The organism is Flagellimonas lutaonensis (assembly GCF_000963865.1).
Lineage (GTDB): Bacteria > Bacteroidota > Bacteroidia > Flavobacteriales > Flavobacteriaceae > Flagellimonas_A > Flagellimonas_A lutaonensis.
Genome location: NZ_CP011071.1, coordinates 2,530,001 through 2,548,677, shown reverse-complemented (window position 1 = coordinate 2,548,677; position 18,677 = coordinate 2,530,001). Strand labels below are relative to the sequence as shown.

The 18,677-nt window shown below is 46.8% G+C and carries 16 protein-coding genes (1 of these 16 cut by a window edge); 11 read left to right on the top strand and 5 right to left on the bottom strand.

The features are described from left to right. Positions 1-29: 29 nt before the first annotated feature. From guaA to VC82_RS11900, 5 genes are all read left to right on the top strand, one after another. Positions 30-1,562 carry a glutamine-hydrolyzing GMP synthase gene (gene guaA / locus VC82_RS11920; RefSeq protein WP_045802570.1) on the top strand — a complete coding sequence of 511 codons (1,533 nt, stop codon included), beginning with the start codon at positions 30-32 and terminating at the stop codon, positions 1,560-1,562. Next, positions 1,559-3,706 (top strand): amino acid ABC transporter substrate-binding protein, encoded by a 2,148-nt coding sequence (locus VC82_RS11915; RefSeq protein WP_157518073.1) that lies wholly within the window; start codon positions 1,559-1,561, stop codon positions 3,704-3,706. Before guaA ends, VC82_RS11915 begins: the two co-directional genes overlap by 4 nt. After that, entirely contained in the window at positions 3,703-4,107 is a 405-nt protein-coding gene (locus tag VC82_RS11910; protein WP_045802568.1) for an OsmC family protein, read from the top strand. The genes VC82_RS11915 and VC82_RS11910 overlap by 4 nt, the downstream gene beginning before the upstream one ends. Continuing rightward, a complete protein-coding gene (locus VC82_RS11905) occupies positions 4,095-4,637 on the top strand; it encodes a DUF922 domain-containing protein (RefSeq protein ID WP_045802567.1) in 543 nt (180 codons plus the stop codon). Before VC82_RS11910 ends, VC82_RS11905 begins: the two co-directional genes overlap by 13 nt. A gap of 164 nt (positions 4,638-4,801) precedes the next feature. Further along, positions 4,802-6,316, top strand: a complete 1,515-nt coding sequence (locus VC82_RS11900) for an NADP-dependent isocitrate dehydrogenase (RefSeq protein ID WP_045802566.1) — start codon at positions 4,802-4,804, stop codon at positions 6,314-6,316. A 106-nt stretch (positions 6,317-6,422) separates the two neighbouring features. On the opposite strand, the gene VC82_RS11895 is transcribed toward VC82_RS11900, so the two are convergent. The 3 genes from VC82_RS11895 to VC82_RS11885 all read right to left on the bottom strand — a co-directional run bounded on the left by VC82_RS11895 (position 6,423) and on the right by VC82_RS11885 (position 8,743). Further along, positions 6,423-6,968, bottom strand: coding sequence for a cupin domain-containing protein (locus VC82_RS11895; protein ID WP_045802565.1), 546 nt, complete (start codon positions 6,966-6,968; stop codon positions 6,423-6,425). A gap of 83 nt (positions 6,969-7,051) precedes the next feature. Further along, positions 7,052-7,855 (bottom strand): helix-turn-helix domain-containing protein, encoded by an 804-nt coding sequence (locus tag VC82_RS11890; RefSeq protein WP_045802564.1) that lies wholly within the window; start codon positions 7,853-7,855, stop codon positions 7,052-7,054. Between the two features lie 24 nt (positions 7,856-7,879). Next, entirely contained in the window at positions 7,880-8,743 is an 864-nt protein-coding gene (locus VC82_RS11885) for a hydroxypyruvate isomerase family protein (protein WP_045802563.1), read from the bottom strand. Positions 8,744-8,787: 44 nt separating this feature from the next. On the opposite strand from VC82_RS11885, the gene VC82_RS11880 reads away from it, so the two are divergent. The 3 genes from VC82_RS11880 to yidC all read left to right on the top strand — a co-directional run bounded on the left by VC82_RS11880 (position 8,788) and on the right by yidC (position 12,643). After that, positions 8,788-9,024 carry a DUF3820 family protein gene (locus tag VC82_RS11880; protein ID WP_045802562.1) on the top strand — a complete coding sequence of 79 codons (237 nt, stop codon included), beginning with the start codon at positions 8,788-8,790 and terminating at the stop codon, positions 9,022-9,024. Positions 9,025-9,079: 55 nt separating this feature from the next. Continuing rightward, positions 9,080-10,717 (top strand): CTP synthase, encoded by a 1,638-nt coding sequence (locus VC82_RS11875; protein ID WP_045802561.1) that lies wholly within the window; start codon positions 9,080-9,082, stop codon positions 10,715-10,717. Between the two features lie 63 nt (positions 10,718-10,780). Further along, a complete protein-coding gene (yidC, locus tag VC82_RS11870; protein ID WP_045802560.1) occupies positions 10,781-12,643 on the top strand; it encodes a membrane protein insertase YidC in 1,863 nt (620 codons plus the stop codon). Between the two features lie 284 nt (positions 12,644-12,927). Here the strand turns inward: yidC and VC82_RS11865 are convergent, their stop codons facing one another. Continuing rightward, positions 12,928-14,316: a fasciclin domain-containing protein gene (locus VC82_RS11865; protein WP_045802559.1), complete on the bottom strand. Its 1,389-nt coding sequence runs from the start codon at positions 14,314-14,316 to the stop codon at positions 12,928-12,930. Between the two features lie 249 nt (positions 14,317-14,565). Between VC82_RS11865 and mnmA the strand changes: the two genes are divergently transcribed. From mnmA to VC82_RS11850, 3 genes are all read left to right on the top strand, one after another. Beyond that, complete coding sequence (mnmA, locus tag VC82_RS11860) at positions 14,566-15,756, top strand: tRNA 2-thiouridine(34) synthase MnmA (protein ID WP_045802558.1); 1,191 nt, start codon at positions 14,566-14,568, stop codon at positions 15,754-15,756. Between the two features lie 4 nt (positions 15,757-15,760). Further along, positions 15,761-16,702, top strand: coding sequence for an NAD(P)H-dependent flavin oxidoreductase (locus VC82_RS11855; RefSeq protein WP_045802557.1), 942 nt, complete (start codon positions 15,761-15,763; stop codon positions 16,700-16,702). Positions 16,703-16,844: 142 nt separating this feature from the next. Continuing rightward, complete coding sequence (locus tag VC82_RS11850; protein WP_045802556.1) at positions 16,845-18,041, top strand: IS256 family transposase; 1,197 nt, start codon at positions 16,845-16,847, stop codon at positions 18,039-18,041. 142 nt (positions 18,042-18,183) lie between these two features. Here the strand turns inward: VC82_RS11850 and VC82_RS11845 are convergent, their stop codons facing one another. Further along, positions 18,184-18,677, bottom strand: partial view of a THUMP domain-containing class I SAM-dependent RNA methyltransferase gene (locus VC82_RS11845; RefSeq protein WP_045802555.1) — the 3' portion only. 664 nt of this gene lie beyond the right edge of the window; the window shows 494 of its 1,158 coding nt (coding positions 665-1,158); its start codon lies off the right edge, out of view; its stop codon occupies positions 18,184-18,186.

Genomic DNA, 18,677 nt, shown 5'->3' with positions numbered 1-18,677 from the left:
GCAACCCAAGCAAATTGCTATTTTTGCCCATGCAAAACCAAGTACTGATCCTCGATTTTGGTTCGCAGTACACCCAGCTGATCGCAAGGCGTGTACGCGAACTGAACATATATTCTGAGATAAAACCCTATAACAAACTGCCGGAAGATCTGTCTGCCTTTCAGGCGGTAATTCTTTCTGGCTCACCCTTTTCGGTGAGGGCAGAGGATGCCCCGCATCCCGACCTGTCGCAGATAAAAGGAAAAAAACCGTTGCTGGGCATCTGCTATGGGGCACAATATTTGGCTCACTTTCATGGAGGCAATGTGGCGCCTTCTGCCACCCGTGAGTATGGCCGGGCCCACTTGGCGGGCATCAAATCGGATGATGGTTTTCTTTCCGGTATCCCGGAAGGAAGCCAAGTATGGATGAGCCATAGCGATACCATCAAAGAACTACCCAAAGGGGCCGTGCGCCTGGCGAGTACCGAAGATGTTGAAAACGCTGCCTTTAAATTGAAGGGGGAAACCACTTACGGGATCCAGTTTCACCCTGAGGTGTACCATACCACAGAGGGCAAGAAACTACTCGAAAACTTTCTGGTCAAGATCGCCGGATTGAAGCAAGATTGGACCCCCGATGCCTTTGTAGAGACCAGTGTGGCCGAGCTGAAGCAAAAAATTGGAAGCGATAAGGTCATATTGGGCCTTTCGGGCGGTGTCGATTCAAGTGTAGCCGCCATGCTGTTGCACCGTGCCATTGGCAGCCAATTGCACTGCATATTCGTGAACAATGGCCTGTTGCGCAAGAACGAATTCCACGATGTACTCGAGCAGTACAAGGGTATGGGCCTCAATGTAAAGGGTGTTGATGCTTCGGCACGTTTTTTGGATGCCTTAAAGGGGGAGGCGGATCCCGAGAAAAAACGCAAGATCATCGGCCGGGTGTTCATAGAGGTGTTCGATGATGAGGCACACCAGGTAGAGAATGCAAAATGGTTGGCGCAAGGTACCATTTACCCCGACCGTATTGAATCGGTATCGGCCAGTGGAGGGCCCTCGGCGACCATAAAGAGCCATCACAATGTCGGGGGACTGCCCGATTTTATGAAATTGAAAGTGGTAGAACCACTGCATTTATTGTTCAAAGATGAGGTGCGCAGGGTGGGGCGCAGTATCGGCATGCCCGAAGCCATTTTAGGGCGGCATCCATTTCCCGGTCCCGGATTGGGAATTCGTATTTTGGGTGACATTACCGCCGAAAAAGTGTCTATATTACAAGAAGTGGACGCCATTTTCATCGAAGGACTCAAAAAATGGGGCCTCTACGATAAGGTTTGGCAAGCAGGCGCCATGCTCTTGCCGGTACAGAGTGTAGGCGTTATGGGCGATGAACGCACCTATGAAAAGTGCGTGGCACTGCGTGCGGTGGAAAGTACCGACGGAATGACGGCAGATTGGGTAAATTTACCGTACGAATTCTTGCAAAAAACGTCCAATGAAATAATAAATAGGGTCAAAGGCGTTAATAGAGTAGTGTATGACATTAGTTCAAAACCGCCAGCGACTATTGAATGGGAATGAAAAAATTGATTTTTAGAACATTTTTGCTGTTGATCGTGGTGTTGATGGCCGCTTGCAAGGCCACAGCCCAGCAACGCTATACCACACACCAGGTCAAAGAGGGGGAGACCCTACAAAGCATAGCGAAGCAATATCGCGTAACGCCCTATACCATTTTAAGGCTCAACAAAGAGGTCAAAAGTGCACAAGATGTAAAGGCAAACATGTTGTTGGTGATTCCGTTGGAAGGCACGCCGCGACCCACAGACCCCAATGTTGAACAGCAAGAAGGGCCGGCGCAAATAGAGCCTACCGGCTTTACCCGCCATCGCGTTCGCCGAAAAGAGACCATCTTTAGCATAACCCAACGGTACCAGATCACAGAAGAACAGCTAAAGAAATATAACAAAGAACTCTACTCAGAGCCGTTGAAAAAGGGCATGGTACTGCAGGTGCCGCAATATCCTGAGCCACAAGAAGAGGAAGCCAAGCTCGATTTTGAGATTTACAAGGTGCAACCTAAGGAAACCCGTTGGAGCATCGCACACAAATACGGCATCACGGTCGATAGCCTTGAGGTTCTAAACCCTGATCTGCCAAAAAATACAAGTTATCTGGCCGTTGGACAAGAACTCAAGCTGCCCCGACCCAAAGGGGATAGCTTAGGGGAGCAAGAGGTAGAACTGTTCGAATCGTATACCGTTCCTAAATCGATCGGGCTTTTCAGGGTCAGTCAAGAATATGATATTTCAACAGATTCCATCATAAAGTTAAATCCAGAGATCGTTGAGCAGAATGGCCTGAAAGAAGGCATGGTATTGCGACTTCCGAAACGAAAACCCAAACATGAACAGGTCAATACCGACAACTACATTTTTTATGAAGTAAAGCCCAAACAGACTGTTTTCAGCCTTACCCGAAACCTCAAGATTTCTAGAGACTCCCTTTTTGACCTGAACCCTGAACTGGAAAACGGTTTGAAGGCAGGCATGGTTCTGAAATTGCCAAAGACCAAGTCCGATGAGCTTGAAGTTAAAAATTCTTTGGTTCTGGATAAGGTAAACCTGATCGACAGCATAGATGTGACCTTACGGCTAAAAATGCTGTATTTACTGCCTTTTAGATTAGATCGAATCAATTTCGAGAATCGAGAAAAGACCGAAGCCCAGATTAAGTCCCGGAATGATTTAAAATACGCGATGGGCCTTTATACCGGTGCATTGGTGGCACTTGACTCGATCAAGAAACTTGGGGTTTCGGTCGATGTGGAATTTCTAGATACAGAATTAAACCTTCAAACCGTAAAAAAACTATTACACCAAGAACCTTTGCACGAGGTCGATGCCATCGTAGGTCCTGTAGGGCCCGACTTATTGGGAGAAGTGGCGGTGCAGGCCTCACAGTATGGGGTGCCCGTGGTAGCGCCCTATGCCGCAAAGAATGAACTGAGCCTGAACAATGTTTTTTTCTCGATACCGAGTGATGAATTGTTGCGAAAACGCATACTTGACTATGTAGCCAAGAAACGAAAAAATGAAAATATCATCATTATCGCCGACCAATATGGCCAAGCAGCGAAAGATTCTATTTTGGCCGTATTCCCCTCCGCACGGGTGGCAAAAATGAGCGAAGACGGTTCATTGCATTTGGTTGACTTTCAGGCAATGCTTTCAGAAACCGAAGAGAACTGGGTCTTTGTTGAGACGAAAGAACCGAATTTTGCCGCTGGGGTCACCTCCATTTTGAACGCCTCGAACCAAGGGACCGAAGAGGGCGACAAGATTGTCGTTAAGATGTTTACCACCAATTATAATGCAGCCTTTGAGAATGATGTTATCTCAAGCTCACATCTCTCAAACCTTAGTTTTACCTTCCCTTCCGCGTATAAGGATACCGGAAACAACGGTTTTACCAAGGCCTATTATAATAAATTAGGTTTTTTGCCCGACCGGTATGCCATACGCGGGTTTGACCTGTCGTTCGACCTACTCTTGAAATTGGCACATAAGAAGAATCTGTACGAGACCTCTAGGATTACCGGCCTTACGGAATATTGCGGCAACCGCTTCAACTATATCGAGGATCGGTCTTCTGGTTTTTATAACCAAGGAACCTATCTTTTGCGATATGAGGATTTGTACATCAAGGAAATTAAGCCAGAATGACCTCTAAAGTAACATATCATGGCGAGCTGAGAACCACCTGTGAGCACCTGCGCTCTGGCGATACGTTCAATACCGATGCGCCAATCGATAACAACGGGCTTGGCCAGGCTTTTTCGCCAACCGATACTGTTGCCACGGGGCTGGCCAGTTGTATGCTGACCGTGATGGGCATCAAGGCCCGCGATCTGGGCGTAGACATAAAAGGGGCCACTGCAGAAGTAACCAAGCACATGGCTTCAGACCCAAGAAGAATTTCCAAGATTGAGGTCTCGATAGAACTGCCCGCCGATGTTTCTGAGAAAAACCGAAAGATTTTGGAGCGTACGGCCAATACGTGCCCCGTACACTATAGTTTGCATCCCGATATTGAAAAGGTAATCAAGTTTCGGTGGGAAAAATAGCCTGCATACTCGTATGGTTTACAATAATGGGAAGCCTGGGTTATTCCCAAGAAATAATCGAGACCATACCATGGCAACAGGGCCAGAAATTGAAATGGTCAGATTTTAGGGGGAAGGTACCCCCCGATGCCGTGCCAGCCGCTACAACTGCCAGTGGCATCAGTTACAAATATTCGGCCAATCTCTTGCACCACGAAGTCGAGCTTGATTTTGAGGTGAACGCCTATTTCTACCCCGAAGAATCGTGGTACAAACCAGCGGTTTGCGATACCTTTATTTTGGGACACGAGCAATTACACTTTGATATTTCAGAGTTATTTGCACGTAAAATGAGGGGGCGGCTGCGCAACACCACCTTTTCTGAGAATGTAAAACAAGAGGTGCGTGATATCTACCAAGAAACTCTTAAAGAACTGGAAGCCCTGCAAGACCGCTACGACTGGGAAACCAATTTTTCAAGAAACCGTGAAGCTCAACTGCGGTGGAATGCCCGAATCAAAGAAGCGCTCGAACGCAGTAATGGCAGCTGAGCGATGATGATAAGCCTCTTGCCACACTCATAATTTATTCCTGTCCATAAATATTATTTATTCGTTTATTAAAATAAATAAATAATAATTTATAAAACATTCTTAGCATTTTTGCCTCCGAAAACGATTAAGTGCAAAAGCACATATCATAAAAACAATAAAAAATGAGTGAAAAGGCATTGATTAAAGAAGTTCAAGAACTAAACTCTGACATCGCGATAAAGGTGGCAGTGGCCAGGGGAGATGGTATTGGTCCGGAGATCATGGACGCTACATTGCGCATTCTCGAAGCTGCGGGTAGCCGTGTTGAACCTGAATTCATCGAGTTGGGCGAAAAGGTTTACCTGTCTGGCAATACCGCTGGTATAGAACAATCTGCATGGGAAGCCATTAGTAGAAATAAGATAATTCTTAAGGCGCCCATTACTACCCCACAAGGTAAAGGCTACAAAAGCCTGAATGTCACCCTGAGAAAATCATTGGGCCTTTTCGCCAACGTTCGCCCTGTGGCTGGGCTGCACCCTTACGTGCACACACACTTTCCAGAAATGGACGTGGTCATCATACGAGAAAATGAAGAAGATCTCTATGCAGGTATCGAGCACCGGCAAACGCAAGATGTGGTACAATGTTTAAAATTGATAACCCGGCCCGGTTGCGAGCGTATTGTTCGCTACGCGTTTGAATATGCCAAGGCGTATGGCAGAAAAAAGGTCACCTGCATGCTTAAAGACAACATCATGAAGTTGACCGATGGCCTTTTTCACCGTGTGTTCGATGAAGTGGCAGCTGAGTATCCCACAATTGAAAGTGAGGTGCAGATCATCGACATCGGCTCTGCTCGTTTGGCCGCTAAGCCTGAGAATTACGATGTTGTGGTCACCAGTAATCTGTATGGCGACATTATATCAGACATCGCTGCTGAAATAGGTGGTTCGGTCGGCATGGCCGGTTCAGCCAACATCGGTAAAAATGTGGCCATGTTCGAGGCCATTCACGGCTCCGCTCCTGATATTGCAGGAAAAGGCATTGCCAACCCGTCTGGACTCATCAACGCGGCCATTATGATGTTGGCACATGTTGGAAAAAGCGATATCGCTGACAAAATCAAAAATGCATGGTTGGTCACCTTGGAAGAAGGGTACCATACCGCCGACATTTACCAAGAAGGGGTAAGCAAGCAAAAAGTGGGCACACAAGCGTTCGCGGATGCTGTAATATCCAATCTCGGAAGAATGCCAGAGACACTGCAGCCAAGCGAATTGGCCAAGGGCAAGGGTACTGTTCAAATAATGGAGTACGAACGAAAAAGCCAGAAAAAAGAATTGGTAGGTGTAGATGTGTTCATCGACTGGCCCGGTTCTGATGCCCAAGAAATTGGTGACTTGCTATCAGATATCGAGGTGTACAACATTAAACTGAAGATGATAACCAATCGGGGTGTAAAAGTGTATCCTAAAGGGCACAACGAGACCTACTGCACGGATCATTGGCGTTGCCGTTTCGTGGCCATGGATGCCGAGATAGACCATAAAGAGCCCGTATACAAGGCCATTGGTTTTGAGCATGTATTGGCTCTACAGTCAAAATTGTACCAAGTAGGTTTTGATATCATAAAAACCGAAAACCTTTATGAGTTCGATGGTACAAGAGGCTTTTCTTTAGGTCAGGGAGAGTAATTGCTATGGGATTGAGATGAAAAGACGCCGCTTTTGGGCGGCATCTTTTTTTATAGGAAAAATTTACTGGCCTCAAACAATGGGCTGTGTATCACGTTAAAAATCGCTACACAAAGTTTATACCATAGCGCCCGCAGATTTCGGCAACTTTTTCAAAATTTGGAGGACCTGAGGGAAGTTTGCCCAGTTCTTCGAACATAGCTTCTATTCCCGCCGGAAAGGCAGTGGTGCACATACTTGCATTTTCGGTGCCGACAACTTTCCAAGAATGTACTACGTCTCTGGGGGCAAAAGCGGTATCTCCCGGTTTTAGTACAGTGGTGGTATCGCCCACCATAATTTCAACTTGACCTTTTAGCACCCTGAATATTTCATCTTCTTTGGTGTGCACATGCGGGGGTATGCTCACACCGGGCTTCACATCGTTCACCCATTCGGCAATTTGTCCGTTGGTGTCGCTACCGACCAATTTATGCTTTTGAATGTCACCGATTACATTGAGAACGTTGCCCTCCGCTTCGCGAACAATTTTAGGTTTCATGTCGGCGGGCACCATTTTTTTGGTCCGATTACCTTGAGTCGTAGCCAAATTGGGCACCAATGCCAACCCCAGTCCTATACTGGATTTTTTAATGAATGACTTTCTATCCATGTTTCTAAGTTTTTGAAAAGGTACTCATATACCCATTGTTGGGTCATGGAAAATGGCAGTATATCCCTAGAATATGAGAACCATCAGCTTTTTCTGAGGGTAGAAGGCGACATGCCGGTTTGATGCTTGAAGAAATACGTGAAATAATCGGGAGAAGAAAACCCAAGGTCATAACTGATTTCTTTGATGCTTTGGTCGGTGAACTTGAGCTTGTACCTAGAGCGCATCAATAGTTGCTCGGCAATGATTCCCTTTGGCGTAAAGTTCAACACCTCTCTGACACATTCGGTCAGGTATTTCGGTGATATATTGAGCATTTTGGCATATTCTGAAACCTCATGACATTCGGCCAAATGCTTGTCTACCAGTTTTTTGAATCTGTAAACGATGGCATTTTTTGAGTTTTGCTCGGTAATCACCGATTTAATGTTGCACTGGCCATCGCAATAAACGAAAAAGGTGTTCAACAGTGAGATGATGGCTTCCTCTTTATGGTTGAGGTGAGATCCAACCAGCTCGTCGATCATTTCAAGAATCGCTTGGGTACGTTTGGCAATACCAGGCGTCAAATTGATCTTTGGTATTTCCTTCGAATTGAAAAGCTGAAGTTCGTTGATCTGCAGTTTGCTGAGCATAGGATTGTTCAGAACCGCAGGCTTCATCGATAGAATATAACCTGGAGAAGGGGTGTTGTCTTCCTTTAGAATTTTCCAATAATGCTTTGCATTCAAGAAGAGTATGGCACTGGCCATATTCCCATGAAAAGTTCCGTCAATTTCAATTCCTTTTATTTCTTCTTGAACCCAAACAACGTACAATAAGTTTTCGATCGGTTTTTCAGTGACCTCGTTGGTAATTCGAATAATATTGACGGGTTCATGACTCATATTGACTCCAACAAATTCATTGATTTATACATCGCATCGCAACAGGGCGTCTTTCAATGCTTCAATCTTGTCATCCCAAGTGGGAATGAACTCTTGTGCCACATAACCATCAAAGCCGGTCTCATGTATTGCCTTGATAATGGCTGGGTAATAGAGCTCTTGTGTTTCGTCAATTTCGTTTCGCCCAGGCACCCCTGCAGTGTGGTAGTGCCCAAAATAGGGGTGGTAGTTTTGTATGCTTCTAATGATATCGCCCTCTTGTATCTGCATATGGTAAATGTCGTATAACAATTTAAAGTTGTCACTGCCCAAGTGCTTGCAAAGCTCAACGCCCCACAGGCTATTGTCGCACATATAATCGGGGTGGTTCACTTGGTTAAAAAGTTCCATTTGTATGACCACACCATGCTTTTCGGCCAACGGAATTATTTGTGAAAGGCCATCCACACAGTTCTGAAGCCCCACATAATCGTTCATGCCCCTGCGGTTGCCACTAAAACAGATTAAGTTGGTGTAGCCTGCTTCGGCCACCTTGGGAATCATCTCTGTGTAGTTTTTTATAAGTTGTTCGTGGAACTTTGGGTCGTTCCACCCTTCTGTAAGACTTATTTCGGCACCGTTGCACATTGAACAATGAATGTCGTATTTTTTTAGCAATGGCCAGTCTTTTGGACCCATTAGGTCAATGGCCTTGACACCCAGTTGGTTCAGAATTTTAAGAAATTCCTCCAAGGGAATATCGTTAAAGCACCATTGGCAGACACTGTGCTTGATGTTGTTCTTGAGTGAAAACGTTCTTTGGGAATCGTTTTTTTTTGCGGTTGCAGAGTGGGCCATCATGCCCGCTGTACCTGCCACGGCCGTGGCAACAAAATTTCTTCTTTTCATGATAGGTCGTTATCGACTCAAAAGATAGTATTTTCGAAAAACAAATGGAAATTAAGCCCGATAAACAAATATTGTTGGAATTGGCCCATTACCGTATGCCGTTTGGCAAGTACAAGGGCCGGTATCTGGTCGATCTGCCTGAAGCTTATTTGGTGTGGTTCAGGCAAAAAGGTTTCCCGGCCGGTAAGTTGGGACAACACCTACAGACCATGCTTGATATCAAATCAAACGGATTGGAACCTTTGATACGAAAATTGCAGCGAGATTTTCCATGGGAATAACCCTTATTTCCATCAGCAATTTGTATCTTTACGCCCCGTAACAGCACTTCTTACCATGTCACAGATCAAGTACATTTTCGTTACGGGCGGAGTAACATCTTCATTAGGAAAAGGAATTATAGCAGCTTCATTGGCCAAGCTCTTACAGGCCAGGGGATACCGCACCACCATTCAAAAATTAGACCCATACATCAATGTAGACCCGGGTACTTTGAACCCTTATGAACATGGCGAGTGCTATGTGACCGATGATGGTGCCGAAACAGATCTTGATCTGGGCCATTATGAGCGTTTTCTGAATGTGCGCACCTCTCAGGCGAACAATGTGACCACGGGTCGTATTTACCAAAGCGTCATCGAAAAAGAACGGCGCGGTGAGTTTTTGGGAAAAACCGTGCAGGTGGTGCCCCACATCACCAACGAGATCAAAGAGCGCATACAAATATTGGGCAATAGCGGTGATTATGATATTGTCATAACAGAGATTGGCGGTACCGTGGGCGACATTGAGTCGTTGCCCTACATAGAGGCGGTACGGCAGTTGCTCTGGGAACTTGGCGACAACAATGGTATAGTTGTGCACCTTACCTTGGTGCCCTACCTATCTGCAGCGGGCGAATTGAAGACAAAGCCTACACAGCACTCGGTCAAAACACTGATGGAAAGCGGTATCAAGGCCGATATTTTGGTCTGTCGTACCGAGCACGAGATTTCCGATGATATCAAAGAAAAACTTGCCCTGTTCTGCAACGTAAAGCGAGAGGCCGTCATCCAGTCGATCGATGCATCGACCATTTACGATGTTCCCTTGATGATGCAGGAAGAAGGATTGGATAAGGTGGCTTTGGAAAAACTGGCACTATCAGACGAAGAAGAACCTGACCTGACCCAGTGGAAAGAGTTTCTGCAGCGACATAAAAATCCGAAGCATACGGTTACCATCGGACTCATAGGGAAATATGTAGAACTGCAAGATTCCTATAAATCCATTCTTGAATCGTTTATCCATGCCGGTGCTGCCAATGAGGTAGCGGTAAAGGTGCGCAGTATCCATTCAGAGTATATCAACGAGAACAACATTGACAAAAAGATGATGGGGCTCAATGGCATTCTTGTGGCCCCTGGGTTTGGTGAGCGCGGTATTGAGGGCAAGGTACTGGCGGTGCGCTACGCCCGAGATAACAATCTGCCCTTTTTGGGCATTTGTCTCGGTATGCAGATGGCCGTCATTGAATTTGCCAGAAACGTGTTGGGCCTAAAAGATGCCAATTCGACCGAAATGGACGAAAATACCCCACATCCGGTCATCAACCTTATGGAAGAACAAAAATCCATCACCCATAAGGGCGGCACCATGCGCCTTGGTGCTTGGGACTGTGAACTAAAGCCCGGAAGCTTGGTACACCAAGTATACGGGGGCGAAACCCATATTGCAGAGCGCCATCGGCACCGTTTTGAGTTCAACAACGATTACAAGGCCGCTTTTGAGGCAGAAGGCCTGATCGCCTCGGGAATCAACGCAGAAACCGGGCTGGTGGAAATTGTGGAACTGCCGGCACACCCTTGGTTCATAGGGGTTCAGTACCACCCTGAGTACAAGAGTACCGTGGCAAACCCGCATCCACTGTTCGTGGGCTTTGTAAAGGCGGTACTTAAACAGAAGCAGCAACAAACGAATGCCAGTTTGGCATAAACTGCCTTTTTGGGCATATATTTGCAGGCTGAACGAACCTAACCACAAGCATAATTACAATTCATGGAAGAAAAGAAACTAGACCTGAATTCCATTATAGGATTTGTACTTATTTTCGGAATCCTCATCTTTTGGTTCTACCTGACCAAGCCAACCCCTGAAGAACTTGAGGCCCAAAAGGCACAACAAGAGCAGGTTGAGGCTCAGGCACAGGCCGAAGAAGAGCCAAAGCCTACCGAAGCCGAGCCTGCCCCGGTGAACCTGACTGACTCAACAGCGGTGGCCAGCTACAAAAGTGCAGTGGGGGCTTTTGGGTTTACCGAGGCCAAAGAAGGTACCACGGTGCTAGAGAACGAGGTAGTTCGTATGGTGGTCTCGAACAAGGGTGGGCAAATCGTCGAGGCCAAGATGAAAAATTTTGTAAACTATGACTCGCTGCCCGTTTATTTGGTCAAAGACGACAACGCCAAATTCAGCCTTTCTTTTTCGACAAACGATAATAGGGTGCTGAATACCACAGATCTTTATTTTGAACCCTCGCTGACCAAGAATGGCGACAATCAGGTGCTTTCGATGCGGGCCAAGGTATCTGAAAACCAGTTCTTGGAGTATCGATACGAAATGAAGCCCAACGATTACCTAGTGGATTTCACCATTAGGTCACAGGGCCTAAATGGCATTATCAACACTTCGAAGCCCGTTGTGCTAGAGTGGCAAATGAAGGCCCGCCGACGTAGCAAAAGTGTACAGTACGAGAACCGTTACACACGGTTGACCTATAACCATGACGATGGTAAGATCAGTAAGCTCTCTGAGAGTAGCGAACTGGACGAAGAAATAGAAGAAAATGTTAAATGGATTTCATATCGGCAACACTTTTTTAGTGCCATTATGGCGACCGATGAACCGTTTAAGACTGCAGAGCTGGTATCCAAAAATTTGGTAAAGGAAGAAAGCAAAGACCAACTGTACACCAAAGAATACCTGACCAAGGCGCCCCTGCAGCCAAAAGGGGGCGAGCTTGCCCATAATTTGTATTGGTACTATGGCCCCACAGACGCCAAAGTGCTCGATGATTACAAGGAGTTGGAGTTGGTAGAATCGATTCCCTTTGGTTGGGGTATTTTTGGGTGGATCAATAGGTTCATCTTTACACCGTTCTTCAATTTCTTGAGCGGTTTCTTGCCGCACGGTATCGCTATTATCATCATGACCATCGTGGTTCGTTTGGCATTGTCGCCCGTAACCTATAAATCATACCTCTCGCAGGCCAAAATGAAGGTGTTGAAGCCCGAGATTGCTGAGATCAACGAGAAGTACAAAGACAATGCCATGAAAAAGCAGCAAGAGACCATGAAGCTCTACAACAAGGCAGGGGTGAGCCCCATGAGTGGCTGTGTACCGGCATTGTTGCAGCTTCCTATCTTCTATGCGCTGTTCATGTTTTTCCCAACCTCATTTTCATTGCGGCAGAAATCGTTTTTATGGGCCGAAGACCTTTCGTCTTACGATTCCATCTTTACACTGCCATTCACGATTCCGTTTTACGGAGACCATGTCAGCTTGTTCCCGATATTGGCCTCGGTGGCAATTTTTATATATATGATGATGACCACGGGGCAGAGCATGCAGATGCAACAACAGCCCGGTATGCCCAACATGAAGTTTATCATGTACCTATCGCCGGTAATCATGTTGGTGTTCTTCAACAACTACGCAAGTGGTTTGAGTCTGTACTACTTTGTATCGAACCTTATTACCATCTTCATCATGCTGGCCATCAAGAACTATATTCTGGAGGAGGATAAGATCCATGCCCAGATCCAAGAGAACAAAAAGAAGCCGAAGAAAGAGAACAGGTTCCAGCGTAAAATGCGCGAGATGATGGAGCAGGCGGAGCAACAGAAAAAAGCTGGAAAGCGTTAAACGAAAAGAGACGGCGGGGGAACTTTTAAAACGAGGCAACCCTTTAAAATGAAACTTCCCCGCCTGAACGGGGAAGCCTCTACCAAAAATAGGTATAGTTTGGAAAGATTCGGGACTCCAAAGATGCGCCATAAATCCTTCGCAAAAAATTAATAGTTGTCAAGCGCGCTTTTTTGTATGGTAAAGGTAGCCCTTTTGATGTGTGATCGATGAGTGGTAAATACTACCGATAAAAAACCCCCATAACCAAACGGCATAGGGGTCTTTTCAAGACTTGTTGGAAACTAGTTGCTCGTATCAGGCAACAATACCGTATTCACTACGTGGATGACGCCATTATAGGCCTGTACATCAACGGCAATGATGCCGATGCCCGTATTGCCAGCACCATCGGTTATGTCTGCGATGTTGTCGCCAGTGCCCGGCAGGTTAATGGTAATGGCATCACCTTCTAGGGTGGTTGCAGAGATACCATCGGTCAAATCGCCTGAGCGAACGTTGGCTCCGGCAACTACATGGTGTTGAAGTACCGGTACCAATCCGGCTTCATCGGGTAGGTCTCCCAAGGCATCGAAAGCATCGTTGGTAGGGGCGAAAATGGTAAAGGGGTCGTCGCCATTGCCATCTTGTGCAGAGAGCACACTCACGAAATCGGTATTGGGGGTAAGGTCAGTCAAGGCCTGTACCAATGTTGAAAAAGTCGGATTTGATACGGCAAAGGTCACGACCGTTGGCAAGTCGATTACTTGGTTTACGGCATGCACAACCCCGTTGGTGGCCACAACGTCAGTGGCAATTACCGAAGTTGAACCGTTAATTTCCACACCATTGGCATCAGGACGAATATATATGCTCAAAGCATCACCATCTGCATTGGTGCCTGCCGTACTTATATACATGCTCATCAATTCATCAGAGAACGCCGCTGTGCCCGGTACAACATGGTACGAAAGAATATTCGCCAAATCGTTGTTGTTCGGATTATCAAAAACCGTAAAAGCTGCATTCACCGGGGCAAAAACGGTAAAATCGGTATCTGTACTAGATAGTAGGTCGGTAAAAGTAGTGTTGCCACCGTCTGTAAGGGCACCGACCAATGATGAGAAATCAGGATTTGCAACGGCATGGTCAACAATGTTGGGCAAACCGATAACGGCATCTACAATATGTACTACTCCATTCGAGGCGGTTACGTCTGCCGTGGTCACGGTCGAGACTCCGTTAATGGTAACGCCTCCTTCAGTATTGATGAACAAACTCAAGGCCCTACCATCTGCACCAGCAGTAGATAGGCTTGAAACATAGCCCGTAGAAAGGCTTGTGGACAGGTTGTTGCCTTCAACCACATGGTTTAACAAAATGTCTGTCAATACATCGACCGGAACATCGTCGAGTGATGCAAAGTTGTTGGCACTCAAAAATGCTGTGAAAGCTTCATCAGTGGGGGCAAAAACCGTGAATGGCCCATCACCTTGTAAAGTGGTTACCAAATTGGCTCTGGTAAGGGCTTCGACCAAAATGCCCAAATCATTGTTATCCGCTGCCAAATCGACAATGGTAGGGTCTTCTTGCATCATTTCTCCGCCATCGTTGTCGTCATCATCGCTACATGCGACGAAAACCAACAAAAACAATGTCAAGAAAAGTTGGGGAAATTTGAATACTCTTTTCATAGTGCGTTGTTTTTTTAAGAAGTTATTGTTTAATAATTTTTTATAAAGATTAAACAAAATTGAATACGTTGCTTTTGTTTAACGGCATTTATAATAAGTTTAACGTTTTTTAAAAAAGATTAGACAAAATTTAATCCTTCAATGAAGCTTTATGTGCCGTATCACGAAAAAAATGGATGTAATTGGCCATCGGGTCGTTGTTGAAATGGCCTTGCTATTTTGTAATTTTGTAGTCTTTAAGCGTATCGAATGAAAAAAGTGGTAGTCGGACTTTCAGGAGGAGTGGATTCTAGCGTTGCGGCTTATTTACTTAAGCAGCAGGGCTATGATGTCATTGGCCTTTTTATGAAGAATTGGCACGATGATTCCGTGACCATTTCCGATGAGTGCCCGTGGCTCGAAGACAGCAACGATGCGCTGATCGTGGCTGAGAAGTTGGGCATACCCTTTCAAACCGTCGATCTCAGTGCCGAATACAAAGAGCGCATCGTAGATTATATGTTCAACGAGTACGAAAGGGGGCGCACCCCCAATCCTGATGTACTCTGCAACCGTGAGATCAAGTTCGATGTCTTCATGAAAATTGCCCTGCAACTTGGGGCAGATTACGTGGCCACCGGTCACTACTGCCGTAAGGACGTTACCCAAAATAGTGACGGTTCTGAAACATACCACCTGTTGGCGGGCGTGGATGCCAATAAGGATCAGTCGTATTTTTTGTGCCAGTTGTCACAAGAGCAATTGGCCAAAACCCTTTTTCCCATAGGGGCGTTGACAAAACCGGAAGTACGGCAATTGGCCGCCGAGAACAAGTTGATCACTGCCGATAAAAAAGATTCGCAAGGGCTTTGTTTTATTGGGAAGGTCAGGTTGCCCGAGTTCTTGCAACAAAAACTGAAGCCCAAGAAGGGGGTGATTATCGAGGTGCCGGCTGACTCGGCCCACTATGCCGATGACAGACACCATTTTGGCAAAAAGGCTGAAGAACTGGCCCATAAGGCCCAAAAACCCGCCTATTCCATCGATGATGGCAAGGTGGTTGGCGAGCACCAAGGAGCCCATTATTTTACCATTGGCCAACGCAAGGGCCTTAATGTGGGCGGTACCCAAGAGCCGCTGTTCGTAATCGAGACGGATGTGGACCAAAATATTATCTATACCGGGCAGGGCAAGTCGCACCCCGGACTGTACCGATCCACACTTTTTGTAGAGGACGATGAACTTCATTGGGTACGGCCCGACCTGTCGTTGTCAATCGACGGCACTATGAAGGTAAGGGCCCGTATACGTTACCGTCAACCCTTGCAATACGCTACGCTCTACAAAGTGGATGGGGGGCTGTACGTCGATTTTAACGAGCCCCAATCGGCCATAACCGAAGGGCAGTTCGTGGCCTGGTACATCGGGGATGAATTGATTGGCTCAGGAGTCATATCTTAGGGGCATGCAAAACAGTATTACCAAACTATTCGGAATCGAATATCCCATCATCCAGGCCGGAATGGTCTGGGCCAGTGGTTGGCGTTTGGCCTCTGCCGTCTCAAATGCCGGCGGATTGGGGCTTTTGGGCGCGGGCAGCATGTACCCAGAGGTCTTGCTCGAACATATCCAAAAATGCCAAAAGGCCACAGACAAGCCCTTTGGGGTGAACGTTCCGATGTTGTATCCTGATATTGACAAGCTGATGCAGATCATTGTGGATAATGGTGTAAAGATTGTGTTCACCTCTGCCGGCAATCCCAAGACATGGACGTCCTATCTAAAGGAAAAGGGCATTACAGTGGTACATGTGGTCAGCAGCGTCAAGTTTGCACTGAAAGCCCAAGAAGCAGGGGTAGATGCCGTGGTGGCCGAAGGCTTTGAAGCAGGGGGGCACAATGGGCGGGACGAGACGACCACATTGGTCTTGATCCCTGCAGTGAAAGAAAAAATCGATATTCCATTGATTGCTGCCGGTGGCATTGCCACAGGCCGCCAAATGTTGGCCGCCATGGTCTTGGGTGCCGATGGGGTACAGGTCGGCAGCCGTTTTGTGGCCAGTGAAGAGGCCTCTTCGCACCCTGCTTTCAAAAATGAGGTGGTCAGGGCCCAAGAGGGCGATACCCAATTGACGTTGAAAGAATTGGCCCCGGTACGGTTGATCAAGAATAAATTTTACCAAGACATTCAACAAGCGTATGCCGATTGTGCATCGGTTGAAGATCTAAAAAAACTACTGGGCAGGGCAAGGGCCAAAAAAGGTATGTTCGAGGGCGATTTGGAGGAAGGAGAGCTTGAGATAGGGCAAGTTTCGGCACTCATTCACGATATAAAACCTGCGGTACAGCTACTGCAAGAAATGTGGACAGAATTCGAAAACGCAAAAAAGGAAATAGGCAGTTGGTAGCGTAAAGGCTTGGCACCCTAAAAATTGTGAAGGACTAGGGCTTTTCATGGGATAAGGACTATCTCATAAAGTGTGTAAATAGAAAATTAGCGGGGGCATGCCCCCGCTAATTTTTTGTCTAATTTTAAATATTTTGCACATCATGAAGAAAGAAGAATTGTTCAACGACGATTTTCTGAAACAGTTCAAGACCGGGGACGAGCCCAACGGTTTTCTGAAGGAACTCCAAAAACGCGGCATCGAGAAGATGCTCGAGGGCGAGCTCGACGGCCACCTGGACTATCAAAGGCACCAGCGTTCGTCCAATGCCAACAAGCGCAACGGGCATTCCAAGAAGAAGGTAAGGACTTCCTTCGGGGAATCCGAGATAGCCGTTCCCAGGGATAGGGATGCCAGTTTCAACCCGATGATAGTCCCCAAGCGGGGCAACATGATCGACGGGCTTGAAAATATAATTGTATCGCTCTATGCCAAGGGCATGTCGGTCAGTGACATAGAGGAGCAGATACGGGAGGCCTACGGGTTCGATGTCTCCACCTCCACCATATCGCGTATCACCGAAAAGGTGGCCGCCGACATCACGGCATGGCAGAACCGTCCCCTGGAACCGGTCTATCTGATCGTATGGATGGACGGCATCGTCTTCAAGGTCAGGGAATCCTCCAAGGTCGTCAACAAGACCGTGTACGTGGCCGTAGGCTTGCGAAGGGACGGGAAAAAGGAGGTACTCGGCCTGTGGCTGGGCAAGAACGAGTCCGCCGCTTTCTGGATGTCCGTCCTTACCGACATGAAGGCCCGTGGCACCGAGGACATCCTGATCACGGCCACCGACAACCTGAACGGCTTTACCGATACCACCAAGAACGTCTTCCCCGAATCCAAGACCCAGATATGCGTGGTGCACCAGATCCGCAACGCATGCCGCTACGTGGTCTGGAAGGACAAAAAGGCCTTTACCTCGGACATGAAGGGCATCTACAACGCCCCCAACGAGAAGGCCGCCAAGGCCGCCCTGGAGGACTTCGCGCAGAAATGGGAGGGCAAGTACTCCTATGCCATAAGGAGCTGGAGGGACAACTGGGACGAACTGACCGTGTTCTACGAGTTCCCTGTGGAGATACGCAAGATCATCTATACCACCAACCTTATCGAGAACCTGAACGGGAAGATACGCAAGTACACCAAGAACAAGCTGTCCTTCCCGACCGACGACGCCGTGATGAAATCCGTATATTTGGCCGTAAGGGAGGCCACCAAAAAATGGTCTATGCCCATCAGGAACTGGGGCATAATCCTGAACCAGTTCCTTACGATCTATGAAAAAAGGGTCAGACTTTAAATAAAGTCAAACCCCTGCTAATTTAAACTTACACACTTATTGGGATAGTGTCAAAAATAAAAACGTTTTACAACAACGTCTCCTATGAAAAGTCATAGTCCAGTTTCCTAAAGTCAAGCAATATTTTCTTTTTGCCTTAACCCTACTTTTGTTTCTTTATCTTTTTGCTTCCTTCATACATCTCGTACCGCACCAGTCGTGATTCAAGCGGGCCATTAAAGACCTTTATCTTTCGTGAAGGTCTTAGGCCCACGTATTTCAGGGCTTCCAAATTGGAAGTGATCAACCAAGCATCGGTACCTGAATATCCCTGTTTAAGGGTATCACCGATTTTTTGGTAGAATTTCTCCATTTCTATGTTAAGACGTTCGCCATAAGGTGGGTTAAAGACCATCTGCAATTTGCCCGCTACCGGTTTTTCGGTTGTAAAAAAGTCTTTCCGCTCTACCGTGATATACTCCGTTAGGTTGGCATTTGCAATGTTTTCTTGGGCCTTTCGCACAGCAGAGGGGGCTTTGTCATAACCCAATATCTTGTGGTGAAACTCGCGGGTTTTACCAAGACTGGCATCGCCAATTTTGTTGAACAAGGAGTCATCATAATCGAGCCAGTGTTGAAAGGAATATTCTTGTCGGT

Excerpts from the sequence above, each read along its gene's own strand:
- guaA (WP_045802570.1), top strand. The coding sequence starts at position 30 with ATGCAAAACCAAGTACTGATCCTCGATTTTGGTTCGCAGTACACCCAG.
- VC82_RS11915 (WP_157518073.1), top strand. The coding sequence starts at position 1,559 with ATGAAAAAATTGATTTTTAGAACATTTTTGCTGTTGATCGTGGTGTTG.
- VC82_RS11910 (WP_045802568.1), top strand. The coding sequence starts at position 3,703 with ATGACCTCTAAAGTAACATATCATGGCGAGCTGAGAACCACCTGTGAG.
- VC82_RS11900 (WP_045802566.1), top strand. The coding sequence starts at position 4,802 with ATGAGTGAAAAGGCATTGATTAAAGAAGTTCAAGAACTAAACTCTGAC.
- VC82_RS11895 (WP_045802565.1), bottom strand. The coding sequence starts at position 6,968 with ATGGATAGAAAGTCATTCATTAAAAAATCCAGTATAGGACTGGGGTTG.
- VC82_RS11890 (WP_045802564.1), bottom strand. The coding sequence starts at position 7,855 with ATGAGTCATGAACCCGTCAATATTATTCGAATTACCAACGAGGTCACT.
- VC82_RS11885 (WP_045802563.1), bottom strand. The coding sequence starts at position 8,743 with ATGAAAAGAAGAAATTTTGTTGCCACGGCCGTGGCAGGTACAGCGGGC.
- VC82_RS11880 (WP_045802562.1), top strand. The coding sequence starts at position 8,788 with ATGGAAATTAAGCCCGATAAACAAATATTGTTGGAATTGGCCCATTAC.
- VC82_RS11875 (WP_045802561.1), top strand. The coding sequence starts at position 9,080 with ATGTCACAGATCAAGTACATTTTCGTTACGGGCGGAGTAACATCTTCA.
- yidC (WP_045802560.1), top strand. The coding sequence starts at position 10,781 with ATGGAAGAAAAGAAACTAGACCTGAATTCCATTATAGGATTTGTACTT.
- VC82_RS11865 (WP_045802559.1), bottom strand. The coding sequence starts at position 14,316 with ATGAAAAGAGTATTCAAATTTCCCCAACTTTTCTTGACATTGTTTTTG.
- mnmA (WP_045802558.1), top strand. The coding sequence starts at position 14,566 with ATGAAAAAAGTGGTAGTCGGACTTTCAGGAGGAGTGGATTCTAGCGTT.
- VC82_RS11855 (WP_045802557.1), top strand. The coding sequence starts at position 15,761 with ATGCAAAACAGTATTACCAAACTATTCGGAATCGAATATCCCATCATC.
- VC82_RS11850 (WP_045802556.1), top strand. The coding sequence starts at position 16,845 with ATGAAGAAAGAAGAATTGTTCAACGACGATTTTCTGAAACAGTTCAAG.